Source organism: Actinomadura macra NBRC 14102 (assembly GCF_001552215.1).
In the GTDB taxonomy this organism is placed as follows: Bacteria; Actinomycetota; Actinomycetes; order Streptosporangiales; family Streptosporangiaceae; genus Spirillospora; species Spirillospora macra.
In genome coordinates, this window is record NZ_BCQT01000014.1 from 45,944 (window position 1) to 67,843 (window position 21,900).

The following is a 21,900-nucleotide window of genomic DNA, read 5'->3' on the forward strand; positions in this document are numbered from 1 at the left end:
GCCGTCCCCCCGCTCGTCTCAGTCAGCGGGGGAGACGGCGGAAGAGGCTCGTGCGCCGGGGCAGCTGGGCGCGGCCGGTCGCCATCAGGAGTGTCAGGTGGCCGTCTTCGGTGAAGTCGACCGTGACCTTCTTCGTGCCGAGCGTGCGGTGCTGGGGTACGGATTTGAGGCGCGGTGCCCGGTTCCTTCCTAGGCGGTCCGCTCTTGTCACGCCCAGCGCCGTGACGGCGATGTGCGCGTCCCAGCGGCCGGGGCCGAGGGTGGCGAGGTCGGCGAGGACCTCGAAACCCGGCTCGCGGTGTTCGGCGGAGAAGCCGTGCTCTTTGCCGGACGTCCGCTCCCGCAGGATCACCTCCACGGTCGCGTGGTGCGTCTCGACGCGTTGGAGGGCCGCCGTGCCGCGGATCCGCAGTCTCCCGCCCTGCCAGCCCAGGGCGTCCAGCCGATGGTCGACACCGACCTCGGTGGTGATGTCGGCGTCCTGTCGCGAGACACCCCTCAGGTAGGGGTAGAGCGCGTAGATCCTCCCGCCGACCACGACGGCGCCCGCGGGGCTGCCCTCCGTCTCGTCGCGGATCAGCCGCTCCAGCTCTTCGCGCAGGCCGTGCTGGATGCAGAACGCGCGGAGCCGGACGGACGCCGGGAGCGCGGCCCGTGCGGCGTCGCTGAGGCCCTCCTCGCCGATCACCCGCCGGGTGCCCTCGACCAGCCGCTCCCGCTGGAGGCGGTCGAGGTCCAGGTAGCGGTGGTCGTACACGCGCAAGACGTCGCGCAGGACGCTGATGGTGCTGTCCGAGCCCACGGGTCCCTCCCTGTCGATCGCTCGCTCCGGTCACGGTAAGCCCCAGGTCGATCGCGGACGGTGAAATTCAGGGAGCGTGTCTCCCAGGATGCATACTCGGTATTGCCAGTAACATACGCGGTATGCATACTTGGTAGGTATGTCGATCCGTCATGGCCTGCTGGCGCTGCTGTCCCAGGGGCCCCGCTACGGCTACCAGCTGCGCGCCGAGTTCGAGTCGTCCACGGGCGCCACCTGGCCGCTGAACATCGGGCAGGTGTACTCCACCCTGTCCCGCCTCGAACGCGACGAGATGGTCACCCGGGTCGGCGCCGACGACGAGGGGCGGTTCGTCTACCGGATCACCCCGGCGGGCGAGACGGACGTGCGGCGCTGGTTCGCCACTCCGATCGCCCGCGCCGACCGGCCCCGCGACGAGCTGGCGATCAAGCTCGCGATGGCCGTCACCACGCCTGGCGTCGACGTCCGGCAGGTCGTGCAGACCCAGCGCACCGCGTCGCTGCGCACTCTGCAGGACCTCACCCGGCTGAAGGCGGACGCACCCGCGACGCCCACCGACCAGGGGGACACCGCGTGGCGGCTCGTCCTGGAATCCATGATCTTCCAGACGGAGGCGGAGGTGCGCTGGCTCGACCACTGCGAGTCCTACGTCGTGCGCGCCCTCCCGGCCTCCGCGCCGCCGGCGCCCGCCCCGGACCCGGCCGACAACGAGGAGGCGCACCGATGAGCGTCCTGGCCATGCACGCCGTCTCCCGCGACCACGGGACGGGCGCGGGGCTCGTCCACGCGTTGCGGGAGATCGATCTGATGGTCGCCGCCGGTGAGTTCGTCGCCGTGATGGGGCCGTCCGGATCGGGCAAGTCGACGCTGCTGACGCTGGCCGGGGGCCTTGACACCCCGACGTCCGGCCAGGTCGTGGTCGAGGGCGCCGACCTCGGCGCGCTGGGGGCGGTCGGGCGGTCGGCGCTGCGCCGCCGCAGCGTCGGCTACGTCTTCCAGGACCTCAACCTCATCCCGAGCCTCAGCGCGGCCGAGAATGTCATGCTGCCGCGCGAGCTGGACGGCGTCCGGGCCCGGCGGGCGCGGCAGGAGGCGGCGCAGGCGCTTCAGGAGGTCGGCGTCGCCGAGCTCGCCGACCGTTTTCCCGACGAGATGTCCGGCGGCCAGCAGCAGCGGGTCGCCATCGCCCGTGCGCTGGTCGGGGACCGGCGGCTCGTCCTGGCCGACGAGCCGACCGGCGCCCTCGACAGCCAGACCGGCGAGGACGTGATGCGCATCCTGCGGGCCCGCTGCGACGCGGGTGCCGCCTGCCTGATGGTCACGCACGAGTCGCGGCACGCCGCCTGGGCCGATCGCGTGGTGTTCCTGCGCGACGGGCGGGTCGTCGACGCCACGCCCGGCCGTCCCGGCCCGGAGACCCTCCTTGAGGAGGCCCGGTGAGGTCCTACGCGCCGTCGCTGCGCATGGCGCGGCGGGACGCGGTGCGCGCCAAGGGCCGCACCGCACTCGTCATGTGCATGATCGGGCTGCCCGTCGCGATGATCGTGGCGGTCGCCGCGCTGGTGACGACCATGGAGTGGTCACCGCGCGAGTCGCTGCCCTACGACCTCGGCGCCGCCGACGCGCGGCTCGCCGGGGGCGGGCATGCCCCGATCCGGCAGGACCCGGTGAACATCGAGATGCAGTTCCCGCAGGACGGGGCATCGTCCGGTGAGCCCTGGACCACCGAGGAGATCGTCCGCCGGGTCACCGCCGAGTACGGCCCGCGCGCCCGCGTCCTGCCCCTGATCCACAAGACGGTGGCGTTGAAGACCCCGCGGGGATACCGGGAGTCGGAGGGCGTCGAGCTGGACGTGCGCGACCCCCTGGCCCGCGGCATGTACACGATCACCGAGGGCCGGGCGCCCGCCGCACCGGACGAGATCGCGCTGTCGCCCTCATTGGCTGGCCGCGAGTTCACGATCGGGTCCGCGGTCGTGATCGACCGCGCGGGCACCGTCCGGCGCGTCGTCGGCCACGTCGAGGATCCCCGCGCCCGCGGCGATCACCTCGCGCTCGCGCCGCCCGGCGGGCTCTCCGCCACCGGCGACTCGGCCCCGGAATGGCTGATCAGCACCGGCCGGCCGGTCACCTGGGCCGACGTCACCAAGCTCAACCAGGACGGGATCGCGGCGCTGTCCCGCGCGGTCGTCGAGCACCCGCCGTCGGTGGCCCTGCCCGCCGACGCCGAGGCGCGCAGCGGCAGCGGCCAGGCGATCGTCGTCATGACGGTCGCGATGATCGTGCTGGAGATCGTGCTGCTGGCCGGGCCCGCGTTCGCCGTGGGCATCCGCCGCCAGCGGCGCCTGCTCGCGCTCATCGCGGTGGCGGGCGGAGACGGGCGGCACCTGCGGGCCGTCGTGCTGGCGGGCGGTCTGGTGATCGGGGGCGCCGCCGCGCTGGCGGGAGGGGCGCTCGGCATGACCGGCGCGGCGGTGACCAAGCTGGTCGCCGAGTCCACCACCGACAACGCGTTCGGCCCGTTCGAGGTGCCCTGGCTCCAGGTCGCCCTGACGATGGCGCTCGGCGTCGGCAGCGGCGTGCTCGCCGCGTACGTGCCCGCGCGGCAGGCCGCGCGGATGGACGTCGTCGCCGCCCTCGCGGGCCGCCGCGAGCGGGGCATGCCGAAGCGTGGCTGGCCGATCGCCGGCGCCGCGGCCGTCGCGGTGGGCGTGTTCCTCAGCCTGGCCGGGGTGCGGGTACTGCGTGAGTTCGGCGCCGCCCTCGGCGCCGTCGTGATCATCGCCGGCTTCGTCATGGCGGGGCCGTGGCTGGTCGGCGCCGCGGGCCGGGTCGCCGGGCGGCTGCCGGTGCCGCTGCGCCTCGCCGTCCGGGACGGCTCGCGCAACCGCGGCCGGTCCGCGCCGGCGGTCGCCGCGATCATGGCGGCGGTCGCGGGGATCACCGCCCTGGCCATCGCCAACGCCAGTGACCTCCGTCAGGCCCGGATGGACTACACGCCCCGGCTGCCGATGGGCTCGGCGATGATCCGCCCGCCGCTGGACCGGGTGGACGCTCTGCGGCCGGTGCTCGCCCGCGAGCTTCCCGGCGGCTCGATGCTCGACCTGCGGGTCCTGCCGGGAGAGAACTCGGTGTGTACCGGGGGCGACACGGCCAAGTGCCCCTCGGTGCGGTTCGCCGGCCGGCGCCTCGGCGAGTCGCTGGAGTACCTGGACGCGGTCGTGGGCGGCGCCCCCGAGGCCCGGATGCTGCTCGGCCGCGACGACCCCGCCGTGAACGCCGCCCTCGCCGAGGGCAAGATCGTGGTGTTCGCGTCCCGGCCGCTGACTGGCGGCACGACGACGGCCACCGTGTCGGTGTGGGTGGACGACCAGCCGCGCGTCCTCAAGGAGGTGCCGGGACTGCCCGCGATCGGCGTCGAGACGGACCCGCACGTGCCGGCGCTGGTGCCCCCGTCCGCCGCCGCGAAGATCGGCGTCCCCGCCCGCGTGGAGGCGTTCGGCGTGGACCGGGCACGGCACCGGCTCACCCGGGCCGAGCAGGCGCGGCTGACCGAGGTGGTCGCCGGAGCCAGCGAACAGCCCGCGGACGGCGCCGTCTACGTCGAGCGGGGCTTCACCCGGACCGGTGAGGTGATGATGCTGCTGCTGGCGGCCGCGGGCGGCGTGCTGGCGCTCGGCGGATCGCTGATCGCCACCGGGCTGTCGTCCGCCGACGCCCGTCCCGACCTCGCCACGCTCGCGGCGATCGGCGCGCGGCCGCGGACCCGCCGGCTGCTGATGATGGGCCAGGCGGGGTTCGTCGCGGTGCTCGGCTGCTGGCTCGGGCTCGCGGCGGGGCTCGTCCCGGGCATCGCCGTGGCGCGGCCCCTCACCCATGACCCATCCCATGGGACGATCGTGGACATACCCTGGCAGGTTCTCCTGCTCATCGGGGTGGTCGTGCCGCTCATGGCGATGCTCGCGGCGGGGATCTTCACCCGATCCCGGCTCCCCCTGTCGCACCGCATCGTCGCCTGATCGCCCGGTCGGTGCCGGCGGGCTGGTAGCGTCCGGCGCGTGGCTGAGGCGGTTGTGGTGGAGGGGCCCGTGGACGAGGCTCCGGTCGGCCGCGGAGGAGGGACGCGTCCGCGGCGACGGCGCGCGGCGCTGTGGGCGCTCGTCACGGCGAGCGCGGCGCTGTACGCGGCGTACTCGCTGATGCGGCTGCGCGCTTTCCGGGCGAGCAGCTATGACCTGGTGATCTTCGACCAGGCGATCCGCTCCTACAGCCGGTTCGAACTGCCCGTGGCCATGGTCAAGGGCGTCCACAACGGATTCGGCCCGCACTTTGCGATCCTGGGTGACCACTTCTCGCCGATCCTCGCCCTGCTGGCGCCGCTGTACTGGCTCCACGACGGGCCGGGGACGCTGCTGGTCGCCCAGGCGGTGCTGTTCGCGCTCGCGATCGTGCCGATCTGGCGCTACGCCGAGCGCCGGTTCGGCGCGGGCGCGGCGTACTGCACGGCCGCTGCGTACGCGTTGTCCTGGCCCGTCGCCGAGGCCCTCGCGTTCGACTTCCACGAGGTCGCGTTCGTGCCGGTGCTGTCGGCGCTCATGGTCGAGCGCTACGACGCCGGGCGGCGCGGTTCGGCGGCGGTCGCCGCGCTGGCCCTGCTCCTCGTCAAGGAGGACATGGGCCTCCTGCTGGTGGGTTTCGGGATCTTCCTGCTCACCCAGCACGAACCCCGCGACGCCGAGGACGGGGGATGGCTGCCGCGCGGCGACCGGCGCGCCGGCCTCGCCTACATCGTCGGCGGCCTCGTCGCGACCTGGGTGTGCTCGCGGCTGATCATCGCGGTCTTCGGTGGCGACAACGACTACTACTGGGCCTACGGGTCGCTCGGCCCCGACCTGCCGCACGCCGCCGTGTACGCCCTGACACACCCGTGGGACGTGCTGGCCGTCCTCGGCACGCCCCCGCACAAGCTCGGCACGATGGCGCTGCTCGTCCTGCCGCTGCTGCTGCTTCCGCTGGCATCGCCGCTGACGCTGACCATCCTGCCGCTGCTGGCCGAGCGGATGCTCGCCAGCCGCTTCGGTAACTGGTGGGAGCCCCACTACCACTACAACGCGTTCATCGTCGCGGTCCTCGTCATGGCGTCCGTGGACGGTGCGGCGCGGCTACGCAAGCGGCTCGGGCCGCAGGTGCGCGTCCGGATTCCGGCCCTGCTGCCCGCCGCGGCGCTCCTGACCGCGGCGGTCGTGTGCGTGCCGTTCTTCGCCTTCGTCCATCTGGCCGACCCCGCACTGTGGCGGCGGAACGAGCGGGCACGCGCCGCCGCGGCCGTCGCGTCCCGGATTCCGGACGGGGCGCTCGTCGAGTCGGCCAACGCGATCGGCCCCGCGCTGACGACCCGCACCCGCGTCCTGCTGTGGGACGGGCAGCCCCGCCGGGCGCCCTGGGTGATCGCCGATGTCGAGCGGCTGGAGTTCCCCTTCCGGACTGTGGCCGAGCAGCGGCGCCGCGTGGAGTCGCTGCTCGCGCTGGGGTATCGGGAGGTCTACCGGCAGGACGGATACGTCGTCCTGCACCGGGACATAGCCGATCCCTGGTGAACGTGGGCTGTACAGCGGATAAATCCAGATCGTTTGGACAAGGCGTCCAATGACAGTCCGTCACAGAGTGGGTCAGAATGTCGGTGAAGGCTGCCAGCCGCAAACATAAACCTACACTTTTGCTCCACTTTGCTGGATACTTGAAGAAAGTCGCGAACGGCCGCGGCCGGCCAGGAGACCTGCCTGCGCTAACACTCATGTGACCGCTGCCGGGCGGCGTTGGGGCGGAGCGCATGAGTGGTGACGAGCTGATCGGGAGCACGGTAAGCCGGCGGTGCGGGCGGACGGCGAAATTTATTCCCCTCGCGACAATGTCGGAGGCAACTAATTCCCCGCTCGGCAAAGCGGGCCGCCGGGTGATATCTGGCGGGGAGTCGTGACATGGCGGCGCCAGAGGGCCATGACGTCCAGCGATGGGAGACCTGCGGGCAGGCGTGGATCGGCGTGCTCCGGCACGTCTGGGCGGCTGGCGAGGCCGGTATGGACGACCGCGGACCCATCATCGAGGGGCCGCCGCTGCTCTTCGAGGTCGCCTCGCTGAGCTGGGAGGACCCGATCCTGCGCGAGCACGGGGACGCCGCGGGCCTCGTCCGGCGGGCGCAGGAGCGCACCCGGCGCGTCGTGCGCGGCCGCTACGGGCCGCGGCTGCGCGACCTCGACGGTGTGGACCAGCTCGCCTGGGTCGTGGACCTGCTGCGGGCCAGGCCGTGGACGACGAGCGCGTGGATCTCGCTGACGCTGCCGGGCGAGGCGTCCGAGGGCCTGCCGAACCTCACCGCCCTGTCGTTCCGCATCCGCGGCTACCGGCTGATCATGACCGGGATGTTCCGGTCGCAGGACGTCTACCCCGGCTACCTGATCTACATCCCGCTGCGCGCCGTCCAGCTCCAGGTCGCCGAGGAGCTGGGGCTGCCGGCCGGGCCGCTGCGGGTGTTCGTGGACGTCCCGCATCTGCTGGTCGCGGACGCCGAACGGGTCGCGTCCGTCCTCACCGCGATGCCCGAGCCCAACGCGGCGTGACGGGTCCGGCCCCGGCCGGACGCGGTGCTGAGCCGGACTTGACCCGACTTGACCAGGCTTGACCAAATCTGGTGTGGGTCGGCCCGGACGGGTTGCCGCGGATGTTCCGGCTGCCGCCGACCCGGCGCCCGGCGGGGGATAGACTCGCCAGCGGGGGCCGAGAGCACGACGAGGTGACTCGCGACTTCACCTGCACACCTTCAGCGGCACACCGTGCTCACCCGCACGCACGCCGACCCGCAGACGTGCACATCCGACCGCGTACATCCGACATCCGAAGGACTGTTTCCTTGAGCAAGCCCGTCGTCCTCGTCGCAGAAGAGCTGTCCCCGGCCGGCATCGCCGTGCTGGAGTCCGATTTCGAGGTCCGTCACGTCGACGGCAGCGACAAGGCGCTCCTGCTGCCCGCGGTCGCCGACGTCGACGCGCTGATCGTCCGTAGCGCGACCAAGGTCACCGCCGAGGTCTTCCAGAACGCCCGGCGGCTGCGGGTCGTCGCCCGCGCCGGCGTCGGTCTCGACAACGTGGACGTGGAGGCCGCCACCAAGGCCGGCGTCATGGTCGTCAACGCCCCGACCTCCAACATCGTCACCGCCGCCGAGCACGCCATCGCGCTGCTGCTGGCCACCGCCCGGAACGTGCCACAGGGCCACGCCGCCCTCAAGCAGGGCGAGTGGAAGCGTTCCAAGTACACCGGCGTCGAGCTCCAGGGCAAGACCGCCGGCGTCCTCGGACTCGGCCGTATCGGCGTGCTGGTCGCCCAGCGCCTCGCCGCGTTCGACATGAACGTGATCGCCTTCGACCCCTACGTGCAGGCCGCCCGCGCCGCACAGCTCGGCGTGAAGCTCGTCACGCTCGACGAGCTGCTCCGCGAGAGCGACTTCATCAGCGTCCACCTGCCGAAGACGCCCGAGACCCTCGGCCTCATCGGCGACCGCGAGCTGCACCAGGTCAAGCCGAGCGTGCGCATCGTCAACGCCGCCCGCGGCGGGATCGTCGACGAGGAGGCCCTCGACCTCGCGCTGAAGGACGGCCGGGTCGCCGGCGCCGGCCTCGACGTGTTCAGCACCGAGCCGTGCACCGACAGCCCGCTGTTCCACCACGACTCCGTCGTCGTCACCCCGCACCTCGGCGCGAGCACCCACGAGGCGCAGGAGAAGGCGGGCACGCAGGTCGCCCGCTCGGTAAAGCTGGCGCTGTCCGGCGAGTTCGTTCCGGACGCGGTGAACGTCCAGGGCGGCGCCGTCGCCGAGGACGTCAAACCCGGCCTGCCGCTCGCCGAGAAGCTCGGCCGGATCTTCACCGCGCTCGCCGGCGGCGTACCCGTCCGGCTGGACGTGGTGGTGCGCGGCGAGATCGCCGAGCACGACGTCAAGGTGCTGGAGCTGGCCGCGCTCAAGGGCGTGTTCGTGGACGTGATCGAGGAGGCCGTGACGTTCGTCAACGCGCCGCTGCTGGCCCGCGACCGCGGCGTCGAGGTCACCCTCACCACCAGCGAGGACAGCCCCGACTGGCGCAACGTCGTGCAGGTGCGCGGCACGATGGCCGACGGCGCCGTGGTGTCGGTGTCCGGCACGCTCACCGGCCCCAAGCACGCCGAGCGGATCATCGAGATCAACGGCTACAACATGGAGCTGGTCCCGACCGAGCACATGGCGTTCTTCTCCTACGTCGACCGGCCCGGCATCGTCGGCGCGGTCGGCAAGCTGCTCGGCGACGCCCAGGTCAACATCGCCGGGATGCAGGTCGGCCGGGACGCCAAGGGCGGCAAGGCGCTGATCGCGCTCACCGTCGACTCGGCCATCGCGCCGCAGCTCGTCGACGCGATCTTCGCCGAGGTCGGCGCCGACATGGGCCGCCGCGTCGACCTGGACGGCTGAGCTGACTGCAGTCCCGGGGTTGGGGTGGCTCTTCGAGGGGTCGTCTCGGATGGTGAGATTTTACGCCACGGGTCGGGACAGTGGTCGGGGCGGCGGGTAACGTGGCGATAGTCATGCGGCGCTTCGTGGTAATCCTTCGCTGCCGCAGCGGGGCCTGATCATCGGCAGGCCGGCACCCGCTGCGGAGGCTCTGCCTGGCCGTGAGTCCGATACGACACCGGTCCGTGCGACCCACGGACTCCCGGCGGCCCTCTGGCCACAGCACAGCGAACCCCGGAGTGAACGGCATGAACCACGTGATGAACACCGCGCCCGCCGACGACGCGCAGGAGGAGGCGGCCCGCGCCCTGCAGACCGCCCTGGACCGCCGCGACAACGGCGGCCACCCGTCCAAGTAGTCGCCCGCCGAGCAGGGGCCGTCCCGTCCAGGGATGGCCCCTGCTCGCACTAGGGTGGGCGGATGCCCCTCGCCGAGTCCTCCGAGGTCGTGGATGTACTGCGCGAGGTCGCGCGGGCCGGTCCCTACTTCGAGATCGTCACCGACCCGGCCGAGGAGGCCGACCCGACCTGGCGGCCGTTCCCCGAGCGTGACCGCGACCGGCTCATCGGCCTCACCGCCAAGTACGCCGAACGGCTCGGCACCCCCGAACAGCGCGTCGCCGCGTCCATCCTCTTCCAGGGGCTCGCGTCGCGGCTCTGGTCGCCCGTGGTCGCGGCGGCGGCGCACGGCGTCGTCCCCGACCTGTCCGGCCTGCACTGGCGTTGGGCGCCCGGCGCGCCCGTCGCGTTGTGGCTCGCCCGCCCGTCCGGATGGCGAGCCGCGGATGTGGGGGAAGCCGCGGGGCTCGTCCACGACGTGGTCGTGACCGCGCAGCTCGAACCGCTGCGCGAGACGATGATCACCTTCGTCGGCCTCGCGGACGGCCTGCTCTGGGGCAACGCGGCGTCGGCGCTCGCCGGGAGCCTGAACGTCGGTTCTCCCACGCCGAGGCGCGCCGCCCTTGTCCGCGAGCTGCTCGCCCGCGAGCCGCTGGCCGGGACGGGGGCGTTCGAGCGCGACGGCTTCGTCCGGCGCAGCTGCTGCCTGTACTACCGGGTACCGCCGGGCGGCGAAATGTGCGGCGACTGCGCCCTGCTACGCCGCCGACCTTCCCGCCGCTGACCGGAACGGCCCGCGGCGGGACGGCAAGGAGGGTCAGGCGCCGGCGGGGACCGCGGCGCGGGACGGGTGACGCGCGAACGCGCGCTCGGTGAGGTATCCGAACAGCAGCCCGATCGTCGACCACAGGACGAGCTGGACGCCGAGCGAGGCGATCCGGAAGTCCCAGAGGACGGTGGCCGGGAAGTGCTCGGGGATGGCGTCGGGCTTCGGTGTGAGCTGGTAGACCACGCCGACCACCAGGGCGAATCCGAGAACCGCCGCGATCGTCGCGTTCCAGACGCCGAACCGCGGGACGAGCCGCCGGCACGCGATCACCGCGGCCGTGGTGGCCAGCAGGCCGAGCGCGACCATGCCGAAGTACAGCGCCGTCCGGCTCCCGATGGTGCCGGGGTCGCCGACCGCGGGCGGCGTCGCCGGGTACTTCAGGAAGGGGACCAGCTCGACCGCCACGAACCCGGCCAGGGCGACCAGCGCCGCCGTGGCGCGGGCGCCGAGGGCCCCGAGCCGTCCGTAGGCGAAGGCGAAGGCGATCGAGAACAGCCCGCCGAGCGCCACCCCGTACACGGCCATCGCCGTGATCAGCCCGCTCGTCTTCTGGACGGTCCGGCTGACCACCTCCGGCTCGTGCCCCTCGTGCGCGGCGTGCGCCTTGGCCTCCTCGAACGCGATGGCGTGGCCGACCTGCGGCTCGCCGTAGAGCCAGGCGATCAGCAGTGCGGCGGCCGCCGCGGCGAGCCCGACGAGCATGCCGCGGACCAGCAGAGATCTCATCATCTGCGGCGGCTCAGTGGCAGGGGAAGCCGAGCAGGTGCCGGCCGTCGTGCGTGAACTCGTGGACCCACGTCCCGCCGAAGAGCGACGTGGCGCCCTGCTCGGCGCCGACGAAGTAGATGAGGACCGCTCCCAGCACGGCGGCGAAGACCGCCCACGGCAGGATCTCGCGGACCGGGACGCGCAGCGGCGCGGGGTCGGTCCGCGGTGACGGTGTCGCGGACGGGATGGCGGACTGGGCCATGGGGGTCTCCTCACGGGGTGCACTCGCCCCGGTAGCGGGAGGACGACGGGTCAGTGTCCTGACTCCCAGATCGGTGCCTCCCTCCGACCTTCCAGCCGGACGCGCGGCCGTGGTCGCAAAGCGGGGGAGACTCCCTGGTCACAGTGGCGGGACCGTCCTGGATTCGCACCAGGTTCCTGCACACCGTCGCCTCGAATGTTGACTTGTCGCTCAGAGCGTCCCCTTTGCCCGCGCCCGCGTCAAGTCGGTGGACCTGGGAAGGGCCATGCTTCGCGATCGTGTGGTGACGCGCCGTGGCCGTTTCCGGTCCGCTGCATCCGCGGCCCGTCCCGCGTCCATACGATCGGAAGGTGGGGACAACCTGGCCTTTCACCGGTCGTGGGGCGACGCTCGATGAGGTGCGCGAGCTGCTCGGGACCAGCGGCGGGCACGGCGTGGTCGTCGCCGGGGAGGCCGGAGTCGGCAAGACGCGGTTGGCGACGGAGGCGCTGAACCGGCTGGAACCCGGCCGGTACCGGGTGGTGCGGGTCGGCGCGACCCGCGCGGGCGCCCGGATCCCGTTCGGCGCGTTCGGGCACGTGCTGCCGGCGCGCCGGCCCGGGACCGCGGTGATCAACCCGCTGCGCTGGGCGGCGGACGCGGTGGGCTCCCAGGGCGACCCGGCGCGGCTGCTGCTGGCGGTGGACGACGCGCACCTGCTCGACCCGAGTTCGGCGGCCCTCGTCCACCATCTGGTCGTGCACGAGCGGGCGAGGGTGCTCGCGACCGTCCGGACCGGCGAGTCGATGCCCGACCCCGTCCTCGCCTTATGGAAGGACGACCTGGCGCGGCGCCTGGAGCTGGAGCCGCTGCCGGTGGCCGAGACGGGGACGGTGCTGGAGGCCGTCCTCGGCGGGCAGGTGGAGAGCGGCACGACCCGCAGGCTGTGGCGGGAGACCCGCGGCAACCTGCTGTTCCTGCGTGAACTCGTGCTTGCCGGGACCGCCGCCGGCCGGCTGGCACAGGCGCGGGGAGTCTGGCGCTGGCGGGGCGACCTGCCGCTCACGCCACGGCTCGGTGAACTGGTCGAGGCGCGGCTCGGCACCGTCGGCCCCGATGAGCTGGCCGTGCTGGAGTACGTGACGTTCGGGGAGCCGGTCGGCGTGCCGGTGCTGGCCGCGCTCACCTCGCCGGAGGCCGTCGAGCGGGCCGAGGAACGGCACGTGATCGACCTCGTCCGGCGGGGGCGGCGGCTCCAGGCGTGGCTGGCGCACCCGCTGTTCGGCGAGGTCACCCGCGACCGGACCCCGGTGCTGCGGGCGCGGCGCCGGCGGGCCGCCCTCGCCGACGCGGTGGAGCGCACCGGCATGGGCCGCCGCGAGGACCTGCTGCGCGTCGCGGTCTGGCGGCTGGACAGCGGTACCGCGGCCGCCCCGGCCCTCGCCGTCCAGGCGTGCCTGCGGGCCCGCGGCGCCTACGACCTCGTCCTCGCCGAGCGGTTCGCGCGGGCGGCTCTGGAGGCGGGCGGCGGGCTGGAGGCGGCGCTCCCGCTCGCCGGGATCATGTACGTGACCGGTCGTGCCGAGGAGGGCGAGACGCTGCTGGCGACGGTGGCCGCGTCCCCGGCGGACCGTCCCCGCACCGACCGGGAGCGTTCCAGATACGCCACGACCCGCGCGCTCGGTCTCGTCCTCGCGCTCGGCCGGGGCGAGGACGCGCTGCGCCTGCTGGACGAGGCGAGGACGGGCATGACCGGCCGCGTCGAGCTGCGTGACATGGACCTGCTCGGGGCCCGTGTCCACCTGCTCCTCGGCGAGTTCGCGCCGGCCCGGGAGGCGCTCGGCCGCGCACGGGCGTCCGGGCCCATGCCCGAGGACCAGGCCGTCCACGCCGTCGCGGCGGACTGCGTGGAGAAGGCGCACGCCGGACGGGCGGAGGAGTGCCTGCGGCTGATCGGCGGGCTGCCCGCCGGCGCGGTCGGCTGGCGCCACGAGGTCTCGGCGGTGGAGCTCGACCTCGCCTGCGCGCGGATGCTGGCCCTGCTGTTCTCGGGCGCGGCGGGCCGCGCCGAGGCGGCGAGCCGCGACATGCTCGAACGCTTCGCCGGATACGGCGAATGGGACCTCGGTGTGGCGGCCTTCCTCGGCCACCGGGCCCAGATCCAGCGGGTCAGGGGAGCCATCCAGGACGCGCTGCGCTCCTGCCGGGAGGGCGTCGCCCGCCTTGGCGCCGGACGCGGCGACGGGCGCACCGGGTTCGCGGGCCTCTGCCACGGCGAGATGGCGCAGTCCGCGGCGCTGCTCGGCGACCTGCCCGCCGCCGAGCGGGCGCTCGCCGAGGCCGGGCGCCGGACGCTGCCGACCTACTACCTGATCGACTTCCCGTACCGGCTGGCCGGGACGTGGGTGACGCTGCTGCGCGACGGCGCCTCCGCCGCCCGGGACGCCGCGCTCGCCACGGCCGCCGAGGCCGGTGCGCACGGCATGCACGGGTACGAGATGTTCGCGCTGCACGACGCCGTCCGGCTGGGCGAGCCGGGACGGGCCGCCGGGCGGCTCGCCGAGCTGGCCGCGCGGATGGACGGGCCGCTCGTCCAGACCTGCGCCCGGCACGCGGCGTCCGCCGCCGCGCGGGACGGCGGCGCCCTCGACGCGGTCGCCGAGGACTTCGCCGGGATGGGGCTGATCCTGCACGCCGCCGAGGCCGCCGCCATGGCCGCCCGCGCGCACCGGCGGGCCGGTTCCGGCCGCGCGTCCCAGGCGTCCGAAATCCGGGCCTGGAGCCTGGCGCGGCACTGCCAGGGCGCCCGCACCCCCGCGCTCACCGGGCTCGCGGCGCCGGGGCTCACCGAGCGGCAGCTGGAGATCGCCAGGTTCGCCGCGCAGGGACTCGGCAACCGGGAGATCGCCGAGCGGCTCGTGCTGTCGATCCGGACGGTCGCCAACCACCTCGGCGCGGTCTACGACCGGCTCGGCGTCCGCGACCGGAGCGACCTGCCCGCCGCGCTCACCCGGGACGGCCCCCGGACGAGCCCGCAGGTCGAACGCCTGCCGCGAGACCGACGTCCCGGAATTTGAGACGAAAGCCCAAGCACTGAGACGTTTGCAGTAGAGTGCGCGCATGGCTTCCCGCAGCATTCGACTGGCCGTCATCCCCGGTGACGGGATCGGCCCCGAGGTGGTCGCCGAGGGGCTGAAGGTCCTCGACGCCGTCGCCCCGTCCGGTGACCTGACGTTCGAGCAGACGCCCTACGACCTGGGCGCCGCGCGCTGGCACCGCACCGGGGAGACGCTGCCCGACTCGGTGCTGGAGGAGTTGCGCGGCCAGGACGTCATCCTGCTCGGCGCCGTCGGCGACCCGAGCGTGCCGAGCGGCACGCTGGAGCGCGGTCTGCTGCTGCGAGCCCGGTTCGAGCTGGACCACTACGTCAACCTGCGCCCGGTGAAGCTGTACCCGGGCGTCTCCACCCCGCTGGCCGGCCTGGCGCCCGCCGACATCGACATGGTCGTCGTCCGCGAGGGCACCGAGGGCCCCTACACCGGGGTCGGCGGCGTGCTGCGCAAGGGCACCCCGCACGAGGTCGCCACGCAGGAGAGCGTCAACACCGCCCACGGCGTCGAGCGGGTGATCCGCTACGCCTTCGACGTCGCGGCGTCCCGGCCGCGGCGCAAGCTCACGCTCGTCCACAAGGACAACGTCCTCACCTTCGCGGGCGATCTCTACCAGCGCACGCTGAAGCGGGTCGCCGAGGAATACCCGCAGGTCAGCACCGACTACTGCCATGTCGACGCGGCCACGATGTTCTTCGTCAGCCAGCCGCAGCGCTTCGACGTGATCGTCACCGACAACCTGTTCGGCGACATCATCACCGACCTCGGCGCCGCCGTCGCCGGCGGTATCGGCCTCGCCGCGTCCGGCAACGTCAACCCGGCCCGCACCGCCCCGTCGATGTTCGAGCCGGTGCACGGCAGCGCCCCCGACATCGCGGGTCAGGGCAAGGCCGACCCGACCGCCACGATCCTGTCGGTCGCCATGCTGCTCGACCACGTCGGCGCCGGCGAGGCCGCCCGCCGCGTCGAGCGCGCCGTCTCCGACGACCTGGCCGAGCGGGCCGCCCTCGGGGCCCGCTCCACCGCCCAGATCGGCGACGCGATCACCAAGCGAGTATCCGGCTAGGGCGCGCCTTCCCGGCTTGATCAGGGACACTCCGGGCGCGCCGCGTGGCGCGCCCGGATTTCTGTGTGCGCCGCGGGCGGAGGAGTAGGTACTAGACGAAGTACGACAATGAGGACTAAAGACGTCGATGTGGCAACGGGGCCGCACCGGCGATCCGCGAGAGGAAACCGCGATGAGCAAGACCCTGGATTTCGAGATCACGCCCAGCGAACGGCCCGCGTCCGCAGCAGAGCGGGCGCGCATCCTGGCCGATCCGGGCTTCGGGCGGCACTTCACTGACCACATGGTCACCATCCGGTACTCCGCGGACCGGGGCTGGCACGACGCGAAGCTCGAACCGTACGGCCCCATCCCCATGGACCCGGCCAGCCAGGTGTTCCACTACGCCCAGGAACTGTTCGAGGGTCTCAAGGCCTACAAGCGACCGGACGGCTCGATCGTCACCTTCCGTCCGTACATGAACGCCGCGCGGATGAACCGCTCCGCGCACCGGATGGCCATGCCGGAGATCCCCGAGCAACTGTTCGTCGACGCCGTGGAACTGCTCGTCCGCACCGACCGCGCCTGGGTGCCGGACGCCGAGGGCCACAGCCTGTACCTGCGGCCCTTCATGTTCGCCACCACCCGCGCGCTCGGTGTGAACAGCCCGGCGAACGAGTTCCTGTTCATGATCATCGCGTCTCCGTCCGGCCTGTACTACCCGCGCGGCGTCAAGCCGGTCTCGGTGTGGCTGTCGCAGGACTACACCCGCGCCGCGCCTGGCGGCACCGGGGAGGCCAAGTTCGGCGGCAACTACGCGGCGTCCTTCGCGGGCCAGGCCGAGGCCGTCGCGCAGGGGTGCGACCAGGTCGTCTGGCTCGACGCGGTGGAGCACCGCTGGGTCGAGGAGGTCGGCTCGATGAACCTGATGTTCGTCTACGGCTCCGGCTCGCAGGCCCGCCTGCTCACCCCCGCGCTCACCGGCACCCTGCTCGCCGGGGTGACCCGCGACTCGATGCTGAAGCTGGCCCCCGACCTCGGCGTCCCGGCCGAGGAAGGCAAGATCAGCATCGACGAGTGGGAGGCGGGCTGCGCGTCCGGCGAGATCACCGAGGTCTTCGGCTGCGGCACCGCCGCGATCATCAGCCCGGTCGGGCACGTCAAGGGCGCCGACCGGGCCTGGTCGATCGGCAACGGTGAACCGGGCGAAGTGTCGATGCGGCTGCGCCAGGAGCTGATCGGCATCCAGTACGGCACCCGCCCCGACCCCTACGGCTGGGTCCACCCGATATAGAGAATGCTTCGCGATCCGCCCCGGGAGGCTCGCCGTCGGCATTGCCTCCCGGGGCAGGTAGCGCGCTCGCGTGACGGTTCAGGTGGTCGCGGGATCAGATCGTCTCGACATGTGAGACGAATGTGCCATCATCGTGGACGGTATGGCAGACTGGCCGCATCATGCGCCACAGCCTCGTGATTATCGGCTGGCGCGCCGGCATCTAACGGGACAACGCCGGCGCGCAGACCTCTCACGTCCGTGAGGGGTCTTTTTTGTGTCCTGGCGCTGATCCCCTGGGGGTCCACACCATGCAAGGCGACGCTTTCCACGTCTACGACACCACCCTGCGCGACGGCTCGCAGCAGGAGGGGCTCAACCTCTCCGTGCCCGACAAGCTTGCCATCGCGCGGCACCTCGACGACCTGGGCATCGGCTTCATCGAGGGCGGCTGGCCGGGCGCAAATCCCAAGGACACCGAGTTCTTCAGGCGGGCTCGAACAGAGCTCGACCTGAGGCACGCGCAGCTCACCGCGTTCGGCGCGACCCGCCGGGCCGGTGTGCAGGCGGCCGACGACCCCCAGGTCGCCGCCCTGCGCGAATCCGGCGCGTCCGTCGTGACCCTGGTCGCCAAGAGTCACGACAGGCACGTCGAGCTGGCCCTCCGCACCACCTTGGAGGAGAACCTCGCGATGATCCGCGACACGGTCTCCCACCTGCGTGCGGAGGGCCAACGAGTCTTCCTGGACGCCGAGCACTTCTTCGACGGCTACAACGCCAACCGCGCCTACGCGCTGGAGGCCGTCCGCACCGCCGCCGAGGCGGGCGCGGACGTCATCGCGCTCTGCGACACCAACGGCGGCATGCTCCCCGACGAGCTGGCCGAGATCGTCCACGACGTGGTCTCGCTGGGGGCGCGGGTCGGCATCCACTGCCACGACGACTCCGGCTGCGCCGTCGCGAACTCGCTCGCCGCCGTCCGGGCCGGCGCGACGCACGTGCAGGGCTGCGCCAACGGCTACGGCGAGCGCAGCGGCAACGCCAACCTGTTCACCGTCGTCGGAAACCTCCAGCTCAAGCGGGGGATGCCGCTCGTCACCGACGCCCAGCTCGCCGAGATGACCCGGATCGCGCACGCCGTCTCCGAGGTCACCAACGTCGTGCCCGCCTCCCAGCAGCCCTACGTGGGCCTGTCGGCGTTCGCGCACAAGGCCGGCCTGCACGCCTCCGCCGTCAAGGTCGACCCCGACCTCTACCAGCACATCGACCCGTCCGCCGTCGGCAACGACATGCGGATGCTCGTCTCCAGCATGGCCGGTCGCGCCTCCGTCGAGCTGAAGGGCAAGGAGCTCGGCTACGACCTGTCCGGCGAGAAGGCCAAGGCCGTCGTGGAGCGGGTCAAGGACCTGGAGGCCACCGGCTACACCTTCGAGGCCGCCGACGCCTCGTTCGAGCTGCTGCTGCGCGAGGAGCTCACCGGCGTCCGGCAGCGGCACTTCGAGGTCGAGTCGTGGCGGTCCATCGTGGAGCGCCGTCCGGACGGCTCCATGGTCAGCGAGGCCACCGTCAAGCTGCACGCCAAGGGTGAGCGGATCATCGCCACCGGCGAGGGCAACGGCCCCGTCAACGCCCTGGACAACGCGCTGCGCGTCGCGCTCGGACGCCTCTACCCCGAGCTGGCCCGGCTGGAGCTCATCGACTACAAGGTCCGCATCCTGGAGGGGACGCACGGCACCGGTGCCCGCACCCGGGTGCTCATCGAGTCCGCTGACGGCGAGCGGGAGTGGGGCACGGTCGGCGTCGAGGACAACGTCATCGCCGCGTCCTGGCAGGCGCTGGAGGAGGCCGTCACCTACTGCCTTCTGCACGCGGGCTACGAGGCCGGCTGATCCGGGAATGACCGCGGCCGCGCGGGCATTATCGGGGGCATGGGAAACGAGATCACCGACAACGCGCCCCGCGGCCGCTACGAGATCCGGGTGGACGGCGACCTCGCCGGGTTCGCCGAGTACGAGACGCAGCCCGGCCAGGTCGTCATCACCCATACCGAGGTCGATCCCGCCTTCGAGGGGCGGGGCGTGGGCGGCGCCCTGGCCAGGGGTCTGCTGGACGACCTCCGGGCCAAGGGTGTGTCGGTCGTCCCGCGCTGCCCGTTCATCAGGACGTGGATCGACAAGCACCCCGACTACGCGGATCTCGTGGCCGCCTGAGTGTTTCGTCCCGGACGGTCGCAGGTGTCCGAGATGCTTGCCGATCGGCTGGAACGGGAGAAATTTCGGCGAACATAGGGAAATCGGTGGCGGATTTCCTGTGCTGCCGTCACCATTGTTCCTAGCACGGCACGTGTGACGTTCCCGCGTGCCGTCCCCCCGCCATCGAACCACCGGAGTGATCGCATGCCTGTCCGACCCTGGAGCCCCGAGGACCTTGGGTGTCCCACGGACGGTAGCTGGGTCGATGTGGCGTTCGGGCTGGGCGAGATGTACGAGCACGAGAACGACCTGGAGTCGGCCGCCGACTGGTATCGGCGCGCCGCAGAGTCCGACCACGCCGAGGCCGCGCTGCGTCTCGGTGCCGTGCTCGGCCGGATGGCCGACGACCATCGCGCCGACGACTCGGCCGAGGATCTGCTGGCCGAGGCCACGCGCTGGCTCAGCGGGGTTCCGCTGGCCGCCGCCCCCGACGCCATCGAGCTCATCACCGACATGCTCAACCGGCACCAGCGGCAGGCCGCCCGCCGCGGCCTGGAGCCCGCCGCCACCGGTTGACCCGAACCGATCGGCGCTTCCCGTCGTCGGACTCCATGAGATCGACGACAGTGGAAGGTGACGAGTTGAGCGGCGAGGAACCCGGGTACGTCCCCCCGGATCACAGGACCACCGCCGAGTTCCGCGTCCCCGGCGACACCGCCGCGGACCCCGGGGTGACCGGGCCGGACGTGACCGCCACCGACGAACCCCTGGATCCGAACGCGACGTTCCAGGACGTCCCGTCCGATGACCTCCCGGCGGACGATGTCCCATCGGACGACGTCCCGCTCGCGGAGCCGCCGGCCACTGTCACCGATCTCGGCGAGACGCCGGTCACCATGACCGACTCGGCCGCGCCGCCGGTCACCATGACCGACTCGGCCGCGGCCCCGGCGACCGTCACCGACCTCGCCGCAGAGCTCCAGACCTCCCCGGACGCCGTGTCCGCCGGAGAGCCCCAGGACGCGGTGGCGCGGACCCCCGCTCCGGCGCCCAAGCCCGTGGCCGAGACGTTCCCGTGGACGGCGCAGTTCGGCGCACAAGAGCAGCCGCCCGCGACGCCGGCCCTGGCCGGAGCCGCGCTGCACTCTCCGCCGCCCCCCGCGCCCCCCGCGCCATCGGAGGCCGCGCCGCCGAATGAGGCGACCGCTCCGGCCTCCCCGGTCTCCCTCCCGCCGGTGGTCTCGCCGTCCGGCGGAGCGCCCTCCCGCCCGCGGCGCTCGCTGCTCGCCGCCGGGATCGCCGGCGCCGCGCTGCTCCTGATCGGGGTGGTCGGCGCGGCGCTGCTCCTAATCGGCGGCGGCTCGGACGACAAGGACGGCGCGTCCACGACGCCGTCCGCTGTGCCCTCGTCCGGCACGACCGAGGCGCCCACCGGTGCCCCCTCGACCGCGCCCATCGGCGGCCCCACCGGTCCGGCGACGCCCGCCCCGTCCGGTGCGCCGACCGCGACACCTCCCGGGCAGCCGCCCGGCGGGACCGCTCCAGTGGTGCCCACCACCCCGATCGGCCCGGTGGTGACCGGCAACGGGATCACCTACCAGCTCGTCCAGCAGGACGAGGGCTACTACGAGGGCAGCCTGATCATCACCAACCGGACCGGACGGCCGATGACCGCGTGGCGCCTGACGTTCGACGCGCCGTCCGCCGAGGTCAAGAACATCTGGGGCGCGCGGCTCGTCCGCGGCGGCGCCCAGGCCGAGATCGAGAACCTTCCGGGAGCCGCCGCGATCCCGCCGGGCGGAACCTGGGAGGTCCGGTTCGGCGCGGAAGGCGCGGCGGCGACTCCGAAGCGGTGCCGTATCAACGGCAAATCATGCGGCTTCTGACCATCGACGGAGCTCGGCCCGGACCACGGACGGCTTCCCTGCGGCCTCCGGCCTGAGGAGCGGGGCGGCGGTGAACGGCTGCGTGTGGGCAGGCGACCGAGGGACGGCCGGCCGTCTCCTCCCCGCGCAGGAAACCCGCACCCGGTGCGGCGCTAGGCTTCTGACATGCGTATCGCCAGGTTCGCCACCGATGAGGGCATGTCCTTCGGAGTGGTGGAGGAGAACACCGTCGCCGCCATCGCGGCCCATCCGTTCGGAGAACTGACCTTCACCGGGCAGCGCCTCCCGCTCGCCGACGTCCGGTTGCTGGCGCCGATCCTGCCGAGCAAGGTCATCGCGATCGGCAAGAACTACGCCGACCACGCGCGTGAGATGGGCAGCGAGCCGCCCGCCGAACCGGTGCTCTTCGCCAAGCCGTCCACGGCGGTGATCGGTCCCGGCGAGCCCGTCGCCTACCCCCAGAAGCTGTCCCAGCGCGTCGACTTCGAAGGGGAACTGGCCCTCGTCATCGGCCGGATGTGCCGAGAGGTGCCCGCCTCCCGCGCAGCCGAGGTGATCCTCGGCTACACCTGCGCCAACGACGTCACCGCCCGCGACCTGCAGAAGAAGGACGGGCAGTGGACGCGGGCCAAGGGGTTCGACACGTTCTGCCCGCTCGGCCCCTGGATCGAGACCGAGGCCGACCCGTCCGATCTCGCGATCTCCACCACCGTCAACGGCGAGGTCCGCCAGGACGCGCGCACCTCCCTGTTGCTGCACGACGTCCCGTCGCTCGTCGAGTACGTCAGCCAGGTCATGACGCTGCTGCCCGGCGACGTGATCCTCACCGGCACCCCCGCCGGGGTCGGCCCCCTGGAGATCGGCGACGAGGTGACCGTCACCGTCGAGAGCGTCGGCTCGCTCACCAACCACGTCGTCGCCCGGGAATGACGGGCGTCC

General features: G+C 72.8%; 18 protein-coding genes and 1 riboswitch. Of the genes, 15 read left to right on the forward strand and 3 right to left on the reverse strand.

Annotation, left to right across the window (positions count from 1 at the left end):
- Window positions 1-22 precede the first annotated feature (22 nt).
- Window positions 23-802 carry a hypothetical protein gene (locus AMA02S_RS23085; protein ID WP_067461483.1) on the reverse strand — a complete coding sequence of 260 codons (780 nt, stop codon included), beginning with the start codon at window positions 800-802 and terminating at the stop codon, window positions 23-25.
- Window positions 803-941: 139 nt separating this feature from the next.
- Between AMA02S_RS23085 and AMA02S_RS23090 the strand changes: the two genes are divergently transcribed.
- The 7 genes from AMA02S_RS23090 (at window position 942) to AMA02S_RS23120 (ending at window position 10,461) form a co-directional block, all read left to right on the forward strand.
- Window positions 942-1,529 (forward strand): PadR family transcriptional regulator, encoded by a 588-nt coding sequence (locus AMA02S_RS23090; protein ID WP_067461484.1) that lies wholly within the window; start codon window positions 942-944, stop codon window positions 1,527-1,529.
- Window positions 1,526-2,242, forward strand: coding sequence for an ABC transporter ATP-binding protein (locus tag AMA02S_RS23095; protein ID WP_067461485.1), 717 nt, complete (start codon window positions 1,526-1,528; stop codon window positions 2,240-2,242). The genes AMA02S_RS23090 and AMA02S_RS23095 overlap by 4 nt, the downstream gene beginning before the upstream one ends.
- Window positions 2,239-4,821, forward strand: coding sequence for an FtsX-like permease family protein (locus tag AMA02S_RS23100; protein ID WP_067461486.1), 2,583 nt, complete (start codon window positions 2,239-2,241; stop codon window positions 4,819-4,821). The genes AMA02S_RS23095 and AMA02S_RS23100 overlap by 4 nt, the downstream gene beginning before the upstream one ends.
- 39 nt (window positions 4,822-4,860) lie before the next feature.
- Window positions 4,861-6,399 (forward strand): DUF2079 domain-containing protein, encoded by a 1,539-nt coding sequence (locus AMA02S_RS23105; RefSeq protein ID WP_157430787.1) that lies wholly within the window; start codon window positions 4,861-4,863, stop codon window positions 6,397-6,399.
- A gap of 381 nt (window positions 6,400-6,780) precedes the next feature.
- The gene (locus AMA02S_RS23110) at window positions 6,781-7,419 is read left to right on the forward strand and encodes a thymidylate synthase family protein (protein ID WP_067461487.1); all 639 of its coding nucleotides are present in this window, start codon (window positions 6,781-6,783) and stop codon (window positions 7,417-7,419) included.
- A gap of 290 nt (window positions 7,420-7,709) precedes the next feature.
- Entirely contained in the window at window positions 7,710-9,299 is a 1,590-nt protein-coding gene (serA, locus tag AMA02S_RS23115; RefSeq protein ID WP_067461488.1) for a phosphoglycerate dehydrogenase, read from the forward strand.
- 460 nt (window positions 9,300-9,759) lie between these two features.
- Window positions 9,760-10,461 (forward strand): (2Fe-2S)-binding protein, encoded by a 702-nt coding sequence (locus tag AMA02S_RS23120; protein ID WP_067461489.1) that lies wholly within the window; start codon window positions 9,760-9,762, stop codon window positions 10,459-10,461.
- A 33-nt stretch (window positions 10,462-10,494) separates the two neighbouring features.
- Here the strand turns inward: AMA02S_RS23120 and AMA02S_RS23125 are convergent, their stop codons facing one another.
- The gene (locus AMA02S_RS23125) at window positions 10,495-11,235 is read right to left on the reverse strand and encodes a CbtA family protein (protein ID WP_067461490.1); all 741 of its coding nucleotides are present in this window, start codon (window positions 11,233-11,235) and stop codon (window positions 10,495-10,497) included.
- A gap of 10 nt (window positions 11,236-11,245) precedes the next feature.
- Window positions 11,246-11,476: a CbtB domain-containing protein gene (locus AMA02S_RS23130; protein ID WP_067461491.1), complete on the reverse strand. Its 231-nt coding sequence runs from the start codon at window positions 11,474-11,476 to the stop codon at window positions 11,246-11,248.
- A 31-nt stretch (window positions 11,477-11,507) separates the two neighbouring features.
- A riboswitch (cobalamin riboswitch) is annotated at window positions 11,508-11,698 on the reverse strand.
- A gap of 128 nt (window positions 11,699-11,826) precedes the next feature.
- Between AMA02S_RS23130 and AMA02S_RS23135 the strand changes: the two genes are divergently transcribed.
- From AMA02S_RS23135 to AMA02S_RS23170, 8 genes are all read left to right on the forward strand, one after another.
- Complete coding sequence (locus tag AMA02S_RS23135) at window positions 11,827-14,532, forward strand: LuxR C-terminal-related transcriptional regulator (protein ID WP_157430788.1); 2,706 nt, start codon at window positions 11,827-11,829, stop codon at window positions 14,530-14,532.
- Window positions 14,533-14,575: 43 nt separating this feature from the next.
- Entirely contained in the window at window positions 14,576-15,631 is a 1,056-nt protein-coding gene (locus AMA02S_RS23140) for a 3-isopropylmalate dehydrogenase (protein WP_067461493.1), read from the forward strand.
- Window positions 15,632-15,803: 172 nt separating this feature from the next.
- Window positions 15,804-16,904: a branched-chain amino acid aminotransferase gene (locus AMA02S_RS23145; protein WP_067461494.1), complete on the forward strand. Its 1,101-nt coding sequence runs from the start codon at window positions 15,804-15,806 to the stop codon at window positions 16,902-16,904.
- 290 nt (window positions 16,905-17,194) lie between these two features.
- On the forward strand, window positions 17,195-18,772 hold the full coding sequence (gene cimA, locus AMA02S_RS23150) for a citramalate synthase (protein WP_067461495.1): 1,578 nt from the start codon (window positions 17,195-17,197) through the stop codon (window positions 18,770-18,772).
- 39 nt (window positions 18,773-18,811) lie between these two features.
- The gene (locus tag AMA02S_RS23155; RefSeq protein WP_067461496.1) at window positions 18,812-19,093 is read left to right on the forward strand and encodes a GNAT family N-acetyltransferase; all 282 of its coding nucleotides are present in this window, start codon (window positions 18,812-18,814) and stop codon (window positions 19,091-19,093) included.
- 186 nt (window positions 19,094-19,279) lie between these two features.
- Window positions 19,280-19,651, forward strand: coding sequence for an SEL1-like repeat protein (locus AMA02S_RS23160; RefSeq protein ID WP_067461497.1), 372 nt, complete (start codon window positions 19,280-19,282; stop codon window positions 19,649-19,651).
- 65 nt (window positions 19,652-19,716) lie between these two features.
- The gene (locus tag AMA02S_RS42100) at window positions 19,717-20,961 is read left to right on the forward strand and encodes a cellulose binding domain-containing protein (RefSeq protein ID WP_157430789.1); all 1,245 of its coding nucleotides are present in this window, start codon (window positions 19,717-19,719) and stop codon (window positions 20,959-20,961) included.
- A 165-nt stretch (window positions 20,962-21,126) separates the two neighbouring features.
- Window positions 21,127-21,891, forward strand: a complete 765-nt coding sequence (locus AMA02S_RS23170) for a fumarylacetoacetate hydrolase family protein (protein WP_067461499.1) — start codon at window positions 21,127-21,129, stop codon at window positions 21,889-21,891.
- Window positions 21,892-21,900: the final 9 nt, after the last annotated feature.